Origin of the sequence: Nakamurella sp. UYEF19 (assembly GCF_040546275.1) — a bacterium.
Lineage (GTDB): Bacteria > Actinomycetota > Actinomycetes > Mycobacteriales > Nakamurellaceae > Nakamurella.
In genome coordinates, this window is sequence record NZ_JBEPNO010000011.1 from 47,977 (window position 1) to 63,798 (window position 15,822).

12 protein-coding genes are annotated in these 15,822 nt (G+C 69.2%); 8 read left to right on the forward strand and 4 right to left on the reverse strand.

From position 1 onward, the window contains the following. Nucleotides 1–12 precede the first annotated feature (12 nt). The 3 genes from ABIB25_RS15910 to ABIB25_RS15920 all read left to right on the forward strand — a co-directional run bounded on the left by ABIB25_RS15910 (nt 13) and on the right by ABIB25_RS15920 (nt 2,696). Complete coding sequence (locus tag ABIB25_RS15910) at nt 13–1,086, forward strand: ATP-dependent DNA ligase (protein ID WP_354529448.1); 1,074 nt, start codon at nt 13–15, stop codon at nt 1,084–1,086. Nucleotides 1,087–1,299: 213 nt separating this feature from the next. After that, on the forward strand, nt 1,300–2,103 hold the full coding sequence (locus ABIB25_RS15915) for a hypothetical protein (RefSeq protein WP_354529449.1): 804 nt from the start codon (nt 1,300–1,302) through the stop codon (nt 2,101–2,103). Beyond that, complete coding sequence (locus ABIB25_RS15920; protein WP_354529450.1) at nt 2,103–2,696, forward strand: hypothetical protein; 594 nt, start codon at nt 2,103–2,105, stop codon at nt 2,694–2,696. Before ABIB25_RS15915 ends, ABIB25_RS15920 begins: the two co-directional genes overlap by 1 nt. A gap of 130 nt (nt 2,697–2,826) precedes the next feature. On the opposite strand, the gene ABIB25_RS15925 is transcribed toward ABIB25_RS15920, so the two are convergent. Both ABIB25_RS15925 and ABIB25_RS15930 read right to left on the reverse strand, forming a co-directional pair. After that, nucleotides 2,827–3,897, reverse strand: a complete 1,071-nt coding sequence (locus ABIB25_RS15925) for a DNA polymerase domain-containing protein (RefSeq protein ID WP_354529451.1) — start codon at nt 3,895–3,897, stop codon at nt 2,827–2,829. A 26-nt stretch (nt 3,898–3,923) separates the two neighbouring features. Further along, a complete protein-coding gene (locus ABIB25_RS15930; RefSeq protein WP_354529452.1) occupies nt 3,924–4,223 on the reverse strand; it encodes a DUF7218 family protein in 300 nt (99 codons plus the stop codon). 110 nt (nt 4,224–4,333) lie between these two features. Between ABIB25_RS15930 and ABIB25_RS15935 the strand changes: the two genes are divergently transcribed. Continuing rightward, nucleotides 4,334–5,386, forward strand: a complete 1,053-nt coding sequence (locus ABIB25_RS15935; protein ID WP_354529453.1) for a tetratricopeptide repeat protein — start codon at nt 4,334–4,336, stop codon at nt 5,384–5,386. Nucleotides 5,387–5,403: 17 nt separating this feature from the next. Here ABIB25_RS15935 and ABIB25_RS15940 read toward each other — a convergent pair whose 3' ends face one another. Both ABIB25_RS15940 and ABIB25_RS15945 read right to left on the reverse strand, forming a co-directional pair. After that, complete coding sequence (locus tag ABIB25_RS15940) at nt 5,404–6,306, reverse strand: DNA-formamidopyrimidine glycosylase family protein (RefSeq protein WP_354529454.1); 903 nt, start codon at nt 6,304–6,306, stop codon at nt 5,404–5,406. Next, nucleotides 6,299–11,230, reverse strand: coding sequence for an ATP-dependent helicase (locus ABIB25_RS15945; RefSeq protein WP_502919824.1), 4,932 nt, complete (start codon nt 11,228–11,230; stop codon nt 6,299–6,301). The genes ABIB25_RS15940 and ABIB25_RS15945 overlap by 8 nt, the downstream gene beginning before the upstream one ends. Before the next feature lie 240 nt (nt 11,231–11,470). Between ABIB25_RS15945 and ABIB25_RS15950 the strand changes: the two genes are divergently transcribed. From ABIB25_RS15950 to ABIB25_RS15965, 4 genes are all read left to right on the forward strand, one after another. Next, nucleotides 11,471–12,412, forward strand: coding sequence for a type IV toxin-antitoxin system AbiEi family antitoxin domain-containing protein (locus tag ABIB25_RS15950; RefSeq protein WP_354529455.1), 942 nt, complete (start codon nt 11,471–11,473; stop codon nt 12,410–12,412). Between the two features lie 90 nt (nt 12,413–12,502). Beyond that, a complete protein-coding gene (locus ABIB25_RS15955; protein WP_354529456.1) occupies nt 12,503–13,132 on the forward strand; it encodes a TetR/AcrR family transcriptional regulator in 630 nt (209 codons plus the stop codon). Between the two features lie 93 nt (nt 13,133–13,225). After that, a complete protein-coding gene (locus ABIB25_RS15960) occupies nt 13,226–14,908 on the forward strand; it encodes an MDR family MFS transporter (protein ID WP_354529457.1) in 1,683 nt (560 codons plus the stop codon). A 299-nt stretch (nt 14,909–15,207) separates the two neighbouring features. Further along, nucleotides 15,208–15,810 carry a TetR/AcrR family transcriptional regulator gene (locus ABIB25_RS15965; protein WP_354529458.1) on the forward strand — a complete coding sequence of 201 codons (603 nt, stop codon included), beginning with the start codon at nt 15,208–15,210 and terminating at the stop codon, nt 15,808–15,810. Nucleotides 15,811–15,822 lie beyond the last annotated feature (12 nt).

Sequence of the window (15,822 nt, forward strand, 5' to 3'; positions counted from 1 at the left end):
AAGACTGCATCGATGAAGCTCCCCGTGATGCCGCCGGTTTCGCCGATGCTGGCCAAGTCGGTGCCGACCATCCCCCCTGGGGCCTCCTACGAGCCGAAATGGGACGGCTTCCGGTCGATCATCTTCCGGGACGGCGACGACGTGGAGTTCGGCAGCCGTAACGAGAAGCCGTTGACGCGGTACTTCCCCGAACTGGTGGCGGCCGTGAAGGCCGAGCTGCCCGACCGCTGCGTCGTCGACGGGGAGATCGTCATCGCCACCGACGCCGGCCTGGACTTCGATGCTCTGCAGCAGCGCATTCACCCCGCGGTTTCGCGCGTCACGATGCTCAGCCAGAAGACTCCCGCCTCGTTCATCGCCTTCGACCTGCTCGCCCTCGGTGACGAGGACTACACCGGACGGCCGTTCGCCGAGCGCCGGGCCGCGCTCGAAGCGGCACTGGCCGGGGTCGCCCCGCCGATCCACCTGACCCCGGCGACGACCGACCGCGAGCTCGCGGAGCGGTGGTTCGTCGAGTTCGAGGGTGCGGGCCTCGACGGCGTCGTGGCCAAACCGCTCGAGGTCACCTACCAACCGGACAAGCGCGTGATGTTCAAGATCAAGCACACGCGCACCGCTGACTGCGTGGTGGCCGGATACCGGGTGCACAAGAGCGGGCCGGACGCCATCGGCTCGCTCATGCTCGGCCTGCACAACTTTGCCGGCACGCTGGTCTCCGTCGGGGTGATCGGCGCTTTCCCGATGGCACGGCGCAAGGAGTTGTTCCTCGAGTTGCAGCCGCTGGTCACCGATTTCGAGGATCATCCGTGGAACTGGGCCGCCCACGAGGCCGGCGAACGAACTCCGCGAAAGGGCGAGGGCTCGCGCTGGAACGCCGGCAAGGATCTCTCGTTCACCCCGCTGCGACCCGAGCTCGTCGTCGAGGTCCGCTACGAGCACATGGAGGGCGAGCGGTTCCGCCACATGGCGCAGTTCAATCGCTGGCGCACCGATCGCACCCCGGGATCGTGCACCTACGAACAGCTCGAGCAGCCCCTCACCTTCGCTCTCGACGACATCGTGCCGGGCCTCGGCTCTGCCTCCTGATCTGCAGCATCAAGCTCGAGCTACCGCGTGAACTCCCGAGTTGCGGGGAGCACAACAACGGTAAATCGGACACCAGCGGGTTTTTTGGTCTCCGCTCGATCGACGCGGGGAACCGCACGCGGGTGGCGTGCATCAGAGCTGTCCGGGCGGATCCGGGTCGGCAGGCGTCGCCCGCGACAATGGACGTCGGGAACGAACGAGGGGGATCGGTACATGCGAGCGGTCGACCGGGGTACCGAGCCGCCGTTGGGAATCGGCCGGATGGTTCTGCTGCTGTGGATCAGCGTGTCGTCCGTCTCGCTGATCGGCACGTCGAACACCCACCCGTTCTTCCGGATCGTCGGCTTCTGTGCCCTGGCCATCGCAGTCGTCGGCATCGTCTGGTTCGCAGTGACGCGGGCGCGTTACGCCGCTCGGGGCGGCGCGCCTGCTCCGCGGGCCGTCCACCGAGCACCCGATGAACTCGACGGACTGCGGAGTCACTCCGACATCGCGGCAAACCGTGTGCTCGTCGCCCTCGACCTGTTGCGGGGTCCGCTGACGGGGCTGCTCGATCCGACCCAGATCGCCACGGCCCGGAAGGCGATCTACGCCTCCCTCGACGATCTCGCGACCGTGGATCGTTCGGCCGACGCCGCCGCCACGGCGACAACCGCACTGCGACAGTCCTTGGAAGGGTCGGACATCGACCTGGCGACGGATTCGGATTGGCAGGAACTGCAGGACCACACCCGGGAACTTGAGAAGCGGCAGGGCGCCATCGTCCGTGACCTGAGCACCGCGGCTTCCAACCTCCAGACCGCCTGGGAGCCGATCGAGCAGGATCAGCTCCGGCAGCTGCACCGATCTGATCTGGCCAAGGCACGTGACGCCGCCGAGCACGTGATCGCCGGGGATTCGGTCCGGGCCGACGTCTCGGCGCGGCTGTCCGACGCCGTCGACGAGATCCGGGCCCGGCTCCGCGGGGTCGACGAGGTCGGCTCGATCAACGAGAAGATCCTGGGAGAGGAATCGTGATGGCGGGACGAGTCGTCCGGTCGTCGTCGAGTCGCCGGCCACTGCACTGGGACAGCTGGATCCTGATCCTGGTCGCCTTGACGTGTGCGTATTCGCTCACCGCGACGGGCCGGCAGGTCAGTCCCTCGAGCAGTTATTCCAACACCATTCCCGGACTGAAGGGCTCGACGGTCGAAGCCTTTGTACTCACCCTTTCGCCAGGTGCGAAACTAGACCCGACCGTGTCCTCAGGTCGGCGTTCGGCCTATTTCACGATCCAGCTCCCGAACGGCGCCGGGAGCAGGGGTTCGATCATCGTCAACTCCCAGCTGAGCGACGACGCCGTGACCTCGGTCTCCTGCAGCGCCAGCACTTCTCCCACTGCGCCGCTCACCGTGTCCGGTAATCCGATTCTCGCCTTCTGCGCGTCCCTGCCGATCTCCGGGGCCGGAACCGACACCGCAAGCTGGATCCAGGGCCAGTTCGCGGCAGCGAAGGTCGGCTACCAGCACCGAGAGAACCACCATGGCGCGAGCTACAACCTGTCCTTCTCACAGTTCGGAAGCGACACCGTCGACTACGCCATCTCCGTGCGACCGAGCCAGAATTACTGAAGCCGCGCCATTGATTGGTCGAGCAGCAGGTCGAACGATCACGACCCTGTCACTCGGCCTGGTGACGCTGAGCATCGCCGGGTGGCTCCGCCGGATCGTCGCCGACGCCTCGTGATCACTGCCGCCACCTTCAGTCGGCGGTCTGGGGCCGATCGGTGTCGCGGCTGGGTTGTACGCGCTTGGGCTCGCCCGGCATCTTGGGATACTCAGGGGGATAGGGCATGTCGCCCAGACCGTGGTCCCGCTCGTCCCGCTCCGACATCTCCAGCAGGGGCGCGATGTCGTACTGCTTGGCATCGAGCCCGGCATGCAGGTCGCCGACGTCTGCGAACCGGGCCGGCATGGACAGGACGTCGAAGTCCTCGGGACCGACCTCTGGCACCTCGTCCCAGGTGAGCGGCGCGGACACGGTGGCCCTGGCGTTCGGCCGGACGGAGTAGGCGCTGGCCATCGTCCGATCCCGGGCCATCTGGTTGAAGTCGACGAAGATGCGCTCGCCGCGCTCCTCCTTCCACCAACTCGTGGTGACCGCATCCGGCATCCGGCGTTCCAGCTCCCGGCCCAGCGCGATGACCGCCCGCCTCGCCTCGATGAACGTCGCAGTCGGCTCGATCGGCACGTAGACGTGCAGGCCGCGGCCGCCGGAGGTCTTCGGATGGCCGTCCATGCCCAACTCCTGCAACACCTCTCGCAACCGCGGCGCGACCGCCGCGGCGTCGGAGAAGTCGGTGCCGGGCTGGGGGTCGAGGTCGATCCGGAGCTGATCAGGATGGTCGACGTCCGCTGAGGTCACCGGCCAGGGGTGGAAACGCAACGTGCCCAGGTTCGCTGCCCAGGCCACCACAGCCAGTTCCGTCGGGCACACCTCGTCGGCCGGACGCCCGCTGGGAAAGGTGATCGACACCGACTCGACGTAGTCCGGCGCGCCCTGGGGTACCCGCTTGGAATAGAACGCATCGCCGCGGTTGTCGGCGCGGGTGGACAGCTTGGCACCATCGAAAAAGCCACCGGGCCACCGTTCCAGCGTGGTGGGCCGGTCACGGAGCGCCCGCATGATGCCGTCCCCGACGGACAGGAAGTACTGCACCACATCGAGTTTCGTGAGGCCGCGCTCGGCGAAGTAGACCTTCGTCGGGCTGCTGATCCGCACCGTGCGACCGGCAACCTCGAGCTCGACGGCGGGAACTGCGGCGCGGGCCATGGCCAGAAACCTACCGCGCCACGAATTCAGTGCGTGCGCAGCGCCTCGATCAGGTCGGCCTTCTTCATGCCGGACCGGCCGGGGATGCCGATCTCGGCCGCCCGGTGGCGGAGCCTCTCGACCGTCCACTCCTCGTAGGACGGTGAGGTCCCGCCCCGGTGCCCCACCTCGTGCCGGGAGGTGGCGGCCGCCGCATTGGCGATGCGCGCGGACTTCTCCTTGGAGTTGCCCTCCTCGCGGAGCGTCTCGTAGAGCTCCCTGTCCTTGATGCTGGGAACAGTCTTGATGCTCGGACCCGGATCGGCCTTCTTCGCCCGTGCTGCCACGTCATCGCCACCTCTCCCGCGACCGGTCACCGCCGGTCGCCCTGTCCTGCACGCGAGTTGCCCGGGATGCGGCCGCATCAAACGCGACGGGCCGTGGCACGCTGGTTCTCATGTCGGAACAGGCCGCGGTGATCGAACGCGCCGCCCTGCTCAAGGATTCGGGAAGACCCGGTCAGGCGCTCGCGCTGCTCGCCCCCCACCTGGCGTCCTACCCCAACGACCTGACGGCGCTCCGGCTGGCCGGTTGGTGCCACTACGAACTCGACGAACTCGGTCCGGCCCTCTACTGCGCAGCCCGGCTGACCAGCCTGGCCCCCGAACAGCCGGCTGCCCACCTCCTGCTGGCTGTGGTTCACGGACGGCGGCGGGAGGTCGGGGCGTCGGCCGAAGCGATCGACACCGCGATCAGGTTGGCTCCGGACCATTCCGAGCCATACCGGATCGCCGCGGCCCTCGACCTGCAGGGTCACCGCGCCACGCCCCGGACCGAGCACCTGGCCCGCCGCGCCGTGGCCCTCGCGCCCCACGACCCGGTGGCCCACCGGGTGCTCGGCAGCACCCTGATCGAACTCCGCCGCTACGACGAGGCCACGGCCGTCCTCGGACAGGCTGCCGCGCTCAACCCGGCCGACAGCGCGGTGGCCAGCGAACTCGCTCGCATCGACATCGCCAAGGGCCGGTCGGCCAGCGCTGCGGCGGGCTTCGCGGCGGCGGTCCGGGCCGACCCGACGGACTTGGTCGCCCGGCACAACCTGCTGGCCGCGGCCTGGAATGCTTTCCGGATCGCGCACATCGTGCTGTGGCTGTCGTTCCTCGTGCTCGGCCGGTTCACCGTCCTGTCGAACACCCCGTCGACGGGCAGCCTGGCGCACATCGTGGCGCCAGTGTCGGTCTTGCTGACATTGGCGGCGTGGGCCTACCAGCTGCGCAAGCGCCCCAGTGGGTTCAAGGTGCTGCTGGTCGCCGTGCGGTCCGACGGGATGCTGAGCGTGGCCATGGGCTCCCACGCGCTCTGCCTGTTGCTGCTCCTCGCCGCAGCAGTGGCCCCGGCCGGGGTAGCAGGCGGTCTGCTGGTCGCGGTCACCGCCCTGCTGCTGCTGGGCACCGTCATCGGCTGGATCAGGGTTTCCCAACTGCGCAAGGAATCCCGGCGCCAGGGCTGACCGGGGACAGGAGGGCGTCACCGTCGTCGGTAACCCGCCGGCCTCCGGTTCTTGGAAGTGCCGGCAGTGGAACCGAGCGGGGATTGACGTCGACCGTCGTCCGTGGGGGTCGGACCCGGCTGGCAGACCGGGCAGTAGAACGCGGTGCGCTCCTTGTCCGCCGGGCCGATCATGGCGACCCGAACGGTGGCGCCACACCGGGTGCAGGACTTGCCCGAGCGTGCGTGGACGTAGTTGGTCATTCCCTGGCGGGTGTTCCCGGTGGTGCTCTGCACCGCCGAGGTGACACCGCGCAGCATGAGCCGGCGGGCTGTGTCCAGCACGGTACCGACGTCGACCTCCGAGGTCGGCATCCACGGCGAGAGACGTGACACGAACAGGGTTTCGGCCATGTACATGGTGCCGATGCCGGCGACCGCGGTCTGATCGAGCAGCCCGGCACCGATGGCCCGGGCCGGAGCCTTCAGCAACCGCGCGATGGACTCCGGGCGTCCGACCTCGGGGAAGGAGTCGCTCATGACGTCCGGCCCGAGGTGGCCGATCAACTGCTCCTCGGCCGCGGTCGGCACCAGATCGAGCTGGCCGAGCCAGGTCCCGATGGCGGTCCAGTCCTGATTGGCCAGCACCGCCCGCACTGCCACCCCCGTCGCCCGCGGCCAGTGCGCGGGCCCCGGTGGGGCGATGGTCCACTTACCCTCCATCTTGAAGTGCGAGTGCAGGGTGAGCGGCACCGAGCCGGCCCCTTCCTCGAACCGGACCAGCAGATGTTTGCCGTGGGCCGTCACCTCGTGGACCGTCAGTCCCACCAGGTCGACGTCACCGAGATCGGGCCAGCGCAACTCGGCGCGGACCAGGGGCCGCCCGGCCAACGCGGCATCCATCCGACGCGCGGTGCGCAGGACGGTATCTCCCTCAGGCACGACGACCCCCGGCAGATCGCAACCGAAGGCCCTGCGGGGTCAGCGCAAAACCGTTGCCCACCAACGCTTCGACCACCGGCCCGGCACTCGACACCGCATCGACGCCGTCCACCTTGGTCACCGTCAGCGAGCCGATCACGCCGGTGGTGACCTTCTCGGCGAGTACCCGCCCTGCCTCCCGCAACTCGCTCTCCTCACCGGAGAACGAGATCAGCGTGCGCCCGCCCCGCTCGGCGAAGAGAACCGGGGCCCCGTCGACGAGCACCACCAGGGCTCCCGCCCGCCGGGCCGGCCGATGCTTCTCGTCACCACCGCGATCGGGCCACGGCAGCGCAGCGCCGAACGGGTTGGCCGGGTCGGCGGCGGCCAGCACCAGCCCCCCGCCGGGAACGCGCTCGGCATCGGAACTGACGAAAGCCCGGACCCGGTCGACGGCACCCGCCGTCGCGAACTGCGCCGCGCCCAGACCCTCGACGAAGTACCCACGGCGGACCCGGCCGGACTCCTCGAACGCCGACATCACCTTGTAGACCGCGGCGAACCCACCGGGCGTCTCCTCGGCCACGACCGAGCCACGGGTGACGATCCCGTACCGGTCGAGCAGCACCTCGGCCGCTGCGTGGGCACGAATGGTGGGGTCGGTCTCCACCTCCGGGATCAATGACCAGCGTCCGGCCACCATCGGCGGCCCGCCGCGCCGCACTGTCGGCCCCACCCGCTGCTGACGTCCCGCGGACAGCAGCGCCAGTCCTGACGAGCCGCGCTGACGCAGCCGCGGGGCCGGTGCCTTCGCCTTGTGGGTGGTGCGTCCACCGGTCAGCCTGGCCCGCAGCGGCGCGAGCGTGTCGCCGGTGACCAGCCCGGCGAACACCAGGCCCCACAGCACTTCTGCCACCACGTCGTCGCCGCGGAAGCTGCCCGTCTCGTCGGCCACCGCGTCGGTCAGCGCCCGGAAGAAGAACGCCCCACCACGGGACAGCACACCCAGCACCGCCCGGTGCAGCTCACCGTCGGGCGAGTCGGCGGCGCCCTCACCCCGGCCGCCGGCCGGACCACCCGGCGGCAATCCGCCCAGTAGACCGTCGGTGGGCAGCGGCATCGTCAGGGCGGCGGTGTCGGCCAGGTGCAGCGAGACCCAGCCGTCGTCACCGCCGAGCGCGCCGTGCCCGGTCCACAACACCTCGCCCGCCGAGGTGAGCTCGTCGAGCATCGACGGCGAATAGTCGCGGACGCGGGCCGGGAGAACGAGGGTCTCGATCGCCGACGCAGGCAGGACGGCGCCGGCGAGTTGCTCGACGGCCCGCACCAGGGCGTCGATCCCGCCCGGCGGCCGCCGATTCGGGGCGCTACCGCTATAGGTGTTGTTGCGACCGGCGTTACCGGCACTGGATCCGTTGCCCTGGTGGGGATTCGGCGGCGGCGGAGCCACGATCCCGTTCCACGCCGGCAGGAACCGCCCGAGCGCGTCGGCCGGCACCGGCTCGACCTCGGCGCGCAGGGCCGCCAGCGAACGGCGGCGGAGCAACCGCAGCACCTCGGCGTCGACGAACTCCCGCGTGCCCTCGGCTGACCCGTGCTCCAGATAACCACCCGGACCCGCGTCTTCGGCCAGGCCGACCTCGACGGACCGTCCCAGCGGTCGGAATTCCCCTTCGGCGACGCGGCCCGAACCGGCCAGTCGGCGAAGGGCATCGGTGACCACCGCGACGCCCAGGCCGAAGGCCACCGCCGCCTCCCGCGGCACGAACGGGCCCCTGGTGCGCGCGAACCGGCCCAGCAGCCGTCCGAGCGGGTCGGCGATCGGCTCGAGCAGGGACGGCGCGATCCCCGGCGGCAGGGCGGTACCGAGCGCGTCACGCAGCAGCGGGGCATCCGCCGGATCGGCCCACCGCTCCACCCCGCCGATCCGCACCAGGATGGCCCGCCGGGTCGCCTCCAGTCCTGCGAGCGCGGCGCCGGCGTCGAGATCCACCGATCTGGCCACCACCTCGGCGGTGGTCAGCGGCCCGAGAATCCTCAGCAGGTCGGCGATCTCATCGGCAGATCGAGCCCGCCGATTCTCGCTGAGCCGCTGCAGGTCCGCCTCGGTGCTCGCCAGCGCCTGCGGGTCGAGCAGATCCCGGAGCGACAGCCCGTCACCGCCGCCGAGCAGCTCGGCGAGCAGCGCGGGGTCGACGGTCAGCGCCGCGGCCCGCCGCTCGGCGAGCGGCGAATCACCCTCGTAGAGGAACTGCGCGACGTAGCCGAACAGCAACGACCGGGCGAACGGCGACGGCGACAGCGTGGTCACCTCGACGATCCGGACCGACCGGGAGGCGATCTGACGCATCAGCGAGACCAGCGCCGGGACGTCGAAGACGTCCGACAGCACCTCCCGCACGGCCTCGGCGACGATCGGGAACGACGGGTACTGGGCGGCCACCTCGAGCAGCTGACTGGCCCGCTGACGCTGCTGCCACAACGGCTGCCGCTTGCCGATCTGCCTGCGCGGCAACAGCAACGCCCGCGCTGCGCACTCGCGGAACCGTGATGCGAAGACCGCTGAGCCACCGATCTCCGCAGTGACCTCGGCTTCCAGCGTCTCCGGGTCGAGTGCGATGGCGTCCAGCATCTCGGGGGCATCACCGTCGTACTCGACGTCGGGCAACCGCAGCACGATGCCGTCATCGGCATGCATGGCCTGGACGTCGACCCCGAACCGCTCCCGCATCCTGGCCGCGACCACCAAGGCCCATGGAGCGTGCACGGCGGCGCCGTACGGCGAGTGCAGGACCAGCCGCCAGTCCCCCAGCTCGTCGCGGAAACGTTCGACCACCAGCGTCTTCTCGTCGGGGATGACGCCGACCGCTTCCCGTTGTTCCTGCAGGTAGGCAACCAGGTTGTCGGCGGCGAAGACGTCGAGGCCGTCACCGGTCAGCCGCTGGTGCGCGTCTCCCAGCGTCAGGGAACCGACCTCCCTCACGAACTCGCCGTGCGCGCGGCCGAGCTCCGCCGGACGGCCGAGGGTGTCACCCTTCCAGAACGGCAGCCGCCCCGGCACGCCCGGCGCGGGGACGACCAGCACCTGGTCGTGGGTGATCTCGAGGATCCGCCACGAGCTGGAACCCAGGGCGAAGACGTCGCCGACCCGCGACTCGTAGACCATCTCCTCGTCCAGCTCGCCGACCCGACGACCGGGACCGCCGCCACCGGCCAGGAAGACGCCGAACATGCCACGGTCGGGAATCGTCCCGCCGGAGGTGACGGCCAGCCGCTGGGCGCCGGGCCGACCGGTCAGTTCCCCGGTCACCCGGTCCCAGGTCAGTCGCGGGCGGAGTTCGGCGAACTGCTCGCTCGGGTAGCGCCCGGACAGCATGTCCAGCACCGACTCCAACGCGCCCCGGCCCAGTGCGGCGAACGGAGCTGACCGGCGCAGCAGCGCGTGCAGGTCGTCCACCGTGATCGCATCCATCGCGCAGATCGCCACGATCTGCTGGGCCACGATGTCGAGTGGGTTCAGCAGCACCCGCAGCGCCTCGATCGCGCCGGTCTTCATCCGGCCGGCCACCACCGCGGCGGAGATCAGGTCCCCGCGGTACTTCGGGAACATCACGCCGTGGCTGGGCGCTCCGACCTGGTGCCCGGCCCGGCCGATCCGTTGGAGCCCGCTGGCCACCGACGGCGGCGCCTCGACCTGGATCACCAGATCGACCGCGCCCATGTCGACACCGAGTTCGAGGGACGACGTGGCCACCACCGCGGGCAGCACCCCGGTCTTGAGCTGGTCCTCGATGAGCGCCCGCTGTTCGCGGGATACCGAACCGTGATGCGCCCGTGCCAGGACGGCCGGCGCGCCGGAGCTGGCTCCGGACTGCGCCATCACCTGTGCGGGGGTAGCCATGCCGGACGGCGGGGAATCGCCGTCCTCGTCACCGCGCGCATCCGCGAGGGCGGCCTGGCGTTCCGCGTAGATCTCGTTGAGCCGGGCGGTCAGTCGCTCGGCCAGGCGACGGGAGTTGGCGAAGACGATCGTCGAGTGGTGGGACTCGATCAGGTCGACGATGTTCTCCTCGACGTGCGGCCAGATGGAGGTCCGCGGGAGTTCGCCGGCGGCGGCGCCGGACAGGTCACCGCTCGGTTCACCGAGCGCGGACATGTCCGGGACCGGGACCACCACCTCGACGGTGATGACCTTGGTCGACACCGGACGGACGAAGGTGACGGGGCGCCCGCCCGTGAGGAACCGCCCCACCTCCTCGATGGGCCGCACAGTCGCCGACAGCCCGATCCGCTGCGCAGGGCGGTCCAGCAGGGCGTCCAGCCGGTCGAGCGAGACAGCAAGGTGGGCACCACGTTTGGTGCCGACGACGGCATGGACCTCGTCGAGGATGACCGTGGTGATCCCGCTGAGCATCTCCCGGGCGCGGCTGGTGAGCAGCAGGAACAGCGACTCCGGGGTGGTGATCAGGATGTCGGCGCCGTCCTTGGCGAAGGCCCGTCGATCACCCGAGGGGGTATCGCCCGACCGGACCGCGACCGAGATCTCCGGGACGCGTAGACCACTCCGGGCGGCCAGCGACCCGATACCGACCAGCGGCGACCGTAGGTTGCGTTCGACGTCGACGGCCAACGCCTTGAGCGGCGACAGGTAGAGCACGGTGCACTTGCGAGCCCCGGCCTCCCCAGGCGGCGCGGTGACCAGGGTGTCGATGGCGGACAGGAACGCCGCGAGCGTCTTGCCGGAGCCGGTCGGCGCCACCACCAGGGTGTTCTCACCGCGCCCGATGGCATCCCACGCACCCGCCTGGGCAAGGGTCGGCTCGGCGAAGCTGTTGGTGAACCAGTCGCGGACCAACGGCGAGAAGCGCTCGAGCGAGGCGCTCGGCGGGCGCACCGGATCGGCCGTCACCACCTTCGCCTCCTGTTTCCTGCTCACCTGGCCCATTGTGCTGGTTGCGACCGACAGCCCGGACGAGGATGGACGGCTGACGTGCCCTCTCCGGGCCCGCGACCACCCTCCTGGTCATCTCGATCGCAGTTCGAGAAGCGGTCACAGCGACCGCACCGGCTCAGTGCCCGATACCGAATGCGATATGTACCTGACTACAGGTACATATCGCATTCGGTATCGACGGTCTGTGGATATCCCCGGGGCGACCAGCCGCAGATCCGGCAGAGTTCACGGGTGCGGACCCGGCAGAACCCTCCTGACGCCCTGTTGAGACTCGCGGCCGCCCAGGCCGGCGTCGTCTCACGCAGTCAGGCCCTCGCCACGGGTCTGACCACCAAGGCCGTCTACCGTCTGCTGAAGGACGGCTCGTGGGGGCCCCTCGAGCGGGGGATCTTTCTCGTCCCCCACACCGGACCGAGCTGGCTGGGCCGGGTGTGGGCCGGGGTCCTTCTTGGTGGGAGCGAATCCCGCGCGGCCGGTTCGACGGCAGCATCGCTCCACGGTCTGGACGACGAACAGAGGCTCCCCATCGAGATCCTCGTTCCGTCCGGAACCACGCCGCCGCAGCGGGACTGGCTCCGATTTCGGCAGGAACGCGAGCAGGTGCGGGCCTCGTCGGGCAGTGCAGCGCCGCCACGGACCCGGATCGCGGACACGGTGCTCGACCTGTGCTCCGAAGCCTCCGCCGACGCCTGCCTGCACTGGGTCACCACCGCGGTCCAGCGGCGGCTCGTCACCCCCGAGTCCCTACGGCTGACGATGGACCGGCGCACCCGGATGCCGAACCGCAAGCTGCTCACCGGGCTGCTGACCGACGTCGGAACGGGGGTTCACAGCACCCTCGAATACCGCTACCTGCACGATGTTGAACGGCCTCACGGGCTGGCCGCCGCGGGCAGGCAGCGCACCCGCCCCGGCCGGAGCCGCTACGTCGACGTGGTCTACGAGGAGTTCGGCCTGGTCGTCGAACTCGACGGCAGGGTCGGCCACACCGGCGAGGGGCGGTTTCGCGACATGGAGCGCGACAACAGCCACACCACGGTCGGACTGCACACCCTGCGATACGGCTGGTACGACGTCACCGAGCAACCGTGCGCAGTCGCCTTCGAGGTGGCCGAGGTGCTGGTCGGGCTGGGCTGGACCGGCTATCCGCTCCGTTGCCCGCAGTGCCGGTGACCCGCACCGAAGGCAGCAGCAGTGCGAGCGGCAGCAGTGACCACCACCACCCTTGACTCCAATGCTGCATCAAGTGCAATAATGCATGTCATGCAAGAAGTGATCGACGCGCCCGCCCAGCCGGCCGTCCGCGAGCCGGGCCTGCGCGAGGCGAAGAAGCTCGCGACCAAGCGGGCGCTCAGCTCGGCCGCGCGGCGGCTGGGGGTGGAGCACGGACTCGACGCGGTCACCGTCGAGATGATCTGCGCCGACGCCGGGGTGTCGATCCGCACCTTCTTCAACTACTTCGAGTCCAAGGAAGCCGCCATCGTCGGGGACGCGCCGGCCATCGGGACCACCGGGTCCCAGCAGGCGTTCGTCGACGGCGGCCCGACCGGCAACCTGCTCGCCGACCTGATGACCCTGCTCGACCCCACGCTGGCCATCGAGACCGAAGGGCGCGAGGAGATCACCCGTGCCTTCCAGCTGATCCAGTCGGAGCCGAAAGTCCTTGCGCTGCAGCTGTCCCGAGGCGTCGAGCACGAGCGGATCCTGGCCGAGCTGATCGCCGCCCGGCGCGGACTTCCGGGCGTGGACAGCACCTGCACCACCATGGCCGCCGTCGCCCAGACCGCTCTGCGACGCGGCGGATTCGAATGGTTCCTGTCCGACGGACAGCGACCGGTGAGCGCGCACCTCGACGATGCGTCGGCTGCGCTCCGCACCCTGCTCACGGGCTAGCCGTCCAGAACACCCCGGAACGTCCGACCGAGAAGCCAAAAAAACAGCCCTGCCACGAACGGCCATGCCCTGACGCACCATCGGAGGACAGCAATGACGACAACGAGCAAGACTCCCACCGCCGCAGCGCCCATCGTGCTGACCCAACGCCGCATCTGGCTCATCTTCTCGGCGCTGCTGGCGGGCATGTTCCTGTCCAGCCTCGACCAGACGATCGTGTCCACCGCGATGCCGACGATCGTCGGTGATCTGGGCGGCGTGTCCAACATGGCGTGGGTGACGACGGCCTACCTGCTGGCCACCACGATCGTCATGCCGATCTATGGCAAGTTCGGGGATCTGTTCGGCAGGAGAAGACTGTTCCTGATCGCGATCGCGCTCTTCACACTCGCCTCCCTGGGCGCGTCGTTGTCCACCAGCTTCTGGGAGTTCGTCATCTTCCGCGGCCTGCAGGGCCTGGGCGGCGGTGGCCTGATGATCCTCTCGCAGGCGATCATCGCCGACATCGTGCCGGCCAAGGAACGCGGCAAGTACATGGGTCCGATGGGCGCCGTATTCGGCGTCTGCGCCATCGGCGGCCCGCTGCTCGGCGGTTTCTTCACCGATCACCTGAGCTGGGAGTGGTGCTTCTACATCAACATCCCGGTCGGCATCGCGGCCTTCATCATCGGCTACAAGACCTTGAGCCTGCCGCGCAAGCACTACAACGGCCGCGTCGACTACCTCGGCGTCCTCCTGCTGTCCACCGCGACCACCTGCCTGATCCTGTTCACCGATTGGGGCGGCAAGCAGCACGCCTGGACGTCGCCGACCATCATCGGCCTGATCGTCGCGTTCGCCGCCTCCGTGATGGCGTTCATCGTGGTCGAGAACCGGGCCGAACAGCCGATCATCCCGATGAGCCTGTTCCGCAACAGGGCCTTCCTCATCGCGACGGCGATCGGGCTGGTCCTCGGGCTGAGCATGTTCTCCGCCCTCGCCTTCATCCCGACCTTCCTGCAGATGGCGTCCGGCACGTCGGCGTCCGTCTCCGGCCTGCTCACCATCCCGATGATCGTCGGACTGATCCTCACGCTGGTCGTCTCGATGAGCCGCATCACCAAGAACGGCCGCTACAAGATCTATCCGATCCTCGGCGCGGCCGTCACCGGAGTGGGCATGCTCTGGCTCACCACATTGACCGGTACCACACCGATCGCTCTGGTCTGCGCGATGCTGTTCGTGCTGGGCTCCGGCCTGGGTTTCATCATGCAGGTGATCGTGCTGGTGGTCCAGAACGCAGTGTCGCCCAACGATGTCGGCACCGCGACGAGCACCAACAACTACTTCCGCGAAGTCGGTGCGTCGCTCGGCGTGGCTGTCTTCGGGTCGATCTTCACCAGTCGTCTGGTCACCAACCTGACCGGAGCCTTCAGCGAAAACGGCCGCCAGGCAGCAGCTTCCGGGATCACGCCGGGCACCCTCGTCCCGTCCCAGGTGAAGGCCGTCGGCGAACCACTGCACAGCGCGATCGTCAACTCCTACGCAGACGCCCTGGCTCCGGTGTTCTGGTACCTGTTGCCCGCCATCGTGATCGCGTTGTTCCTGGCGTTCATGCTGCCGGAGATCCCGCTGTCCGACGTGGCCGGCATGGTGGCGAGGGGCGAGGCCGTGACGGAGGAACCCTCGGCCACCAGGGTGACGAGCGAGGAACCGGCGATGGCCGCCACCAGCGCCAGCAACCTGAAGACACCGGTCGGTGACGGCAGTTCCGGTCGCACGGCCGGCTCGGAGTAGCCGGCGCGGCCGGACGGGAAGGCGTGGAACGGCATGGTGATCAGCCCGCCAGGTACAGCAGGAGGGAGACGATCAGGATCAATGCGATGAGTACCAGGTAGTCGATCTCGTGCCGGGGGGTTTCCACTGCTGGGCGGTTCATCTTGGCGGTCCTCCTGCCTTGGTCGTCAGGCTCTTTCTGGCCGGACGTTCAGCAGGTGGACCGCGTTGCGCTCCGGATCCGGACACTTTTCCCAGGACGAATTCGGGTTCGCTGGAAATCACTTGTGAGTGAGTCCTCACTCAGTTACGGTGGTCGGGTGAGAAATGCAGGAACGAGAGCGGCTCCACTGCCGGCCGAGCAGCGCCGCGCCGGGATCGTGGAGGTGGCGCTTCCGCTGCTCCGGAAGTACGGGTCGGACGTCACCACCAAGCAGATCGCCGACGCGGCCGGCATCGCCGAGGGCACCATCTTCCGGGTGTTCGCGGACAAGGAGTCCCTGATCATCGCTGTGGTGAAGCAGGTTTTCGACCCGTCCCCGACAATCGTGCTGCTTGAATCCATCGACATGACCCTTCCGCTCCGGGATCGATTGCGACGGGCCGTCGAGATCATCGCCGACAGGCTGGACAGCGTCTGGGAGCTCATGTCGGCGCTGCGGATGATGGGGCCGCCGGAGCACAACACCCGGTTCCGGGAGGCCATCGCACCGGTCCACCACGACGACCGCACTCCACAGGCTCTGATGGGCGTCATCGGCCCGGACGTCGACCAGCTACGGGTCGACGCCCCGCAATTCGCCCGCATGCTGCGGCTGGTGACCTTCGCCGGAACCCACCCACGCATCACCGACGAGAACCCGCTCAAACCCGACGAAATCGTCGATCTGCTGCTGGACGGCCTGCGCGCCCACGCGCCCTGACGCCCCCATCGC

What these genes read in the sequence shown, in the direction of transcription:
- ABIB25_RS15945 (WP_502919824.1), bottom strand. Translation starts at nt 11,230, where the DNA reads ATGGGCCAGGTGAGCAGGAAACAGGAGGCGAAGGTGGTGACGGCCGAT.
- ABIB25_RS15955 (WP_354529456.1), top strand. Translation starts at nt 12,503, where the DNA reads ATGCAAGAAGTGATCGACGCGCCCGCCCAGCCGGCCGTCCGCGAGCCG.
- ABIB25_RS15915 (WP_354529449.1), top strand. Translation starts at nt 1,300, where the DNA reads ATGCGAGCGGTCGACCGGGGTACCGAGCCGCCGTTGGGAATCGGCCGG.
- ABIB25_RS15935 (WP_354529453.1), top strand. Translation starts at nt 4,334, where the DNA reads ATGTCGGAACAGGCCGCGGTGATCGAACGCGCCGCCCTGCTCAAGGAT.
- ABIB25_RS15920 (WP_354529450.1), top strand. Translation starts at nt 2,103, where the DNA reads ATGGCGGGACGAGTCGTCCGGTCGTCGTCGAGTCGCCGGCCACTGCAC.
- ABIB25_RS15925 (WP_354529451.1), bottom strand. Translation starts at nt 3,897, where the DNA reads ATGGCCCGCGCCGCAGTTCCCGCCGTCGAGCTCGAGGTTGCCGGTCGC.
- ABIB25_RS15910 (WP_354529448.1), top strand. Translation starts at nt 13, where the DNA reads ATGAAGCTCCCCGTGATGCCGCCGGTTTCGCCGATGCTGGCCAAGTCG.
- ABIB25_RS15960 (WP_354529457.1), top strand. Translation starts at nt 13,226, where the DNA reads ATGACGACAACGAGCAAGACTCCCACCGCCGCAGCGCCCATCGTGCTG.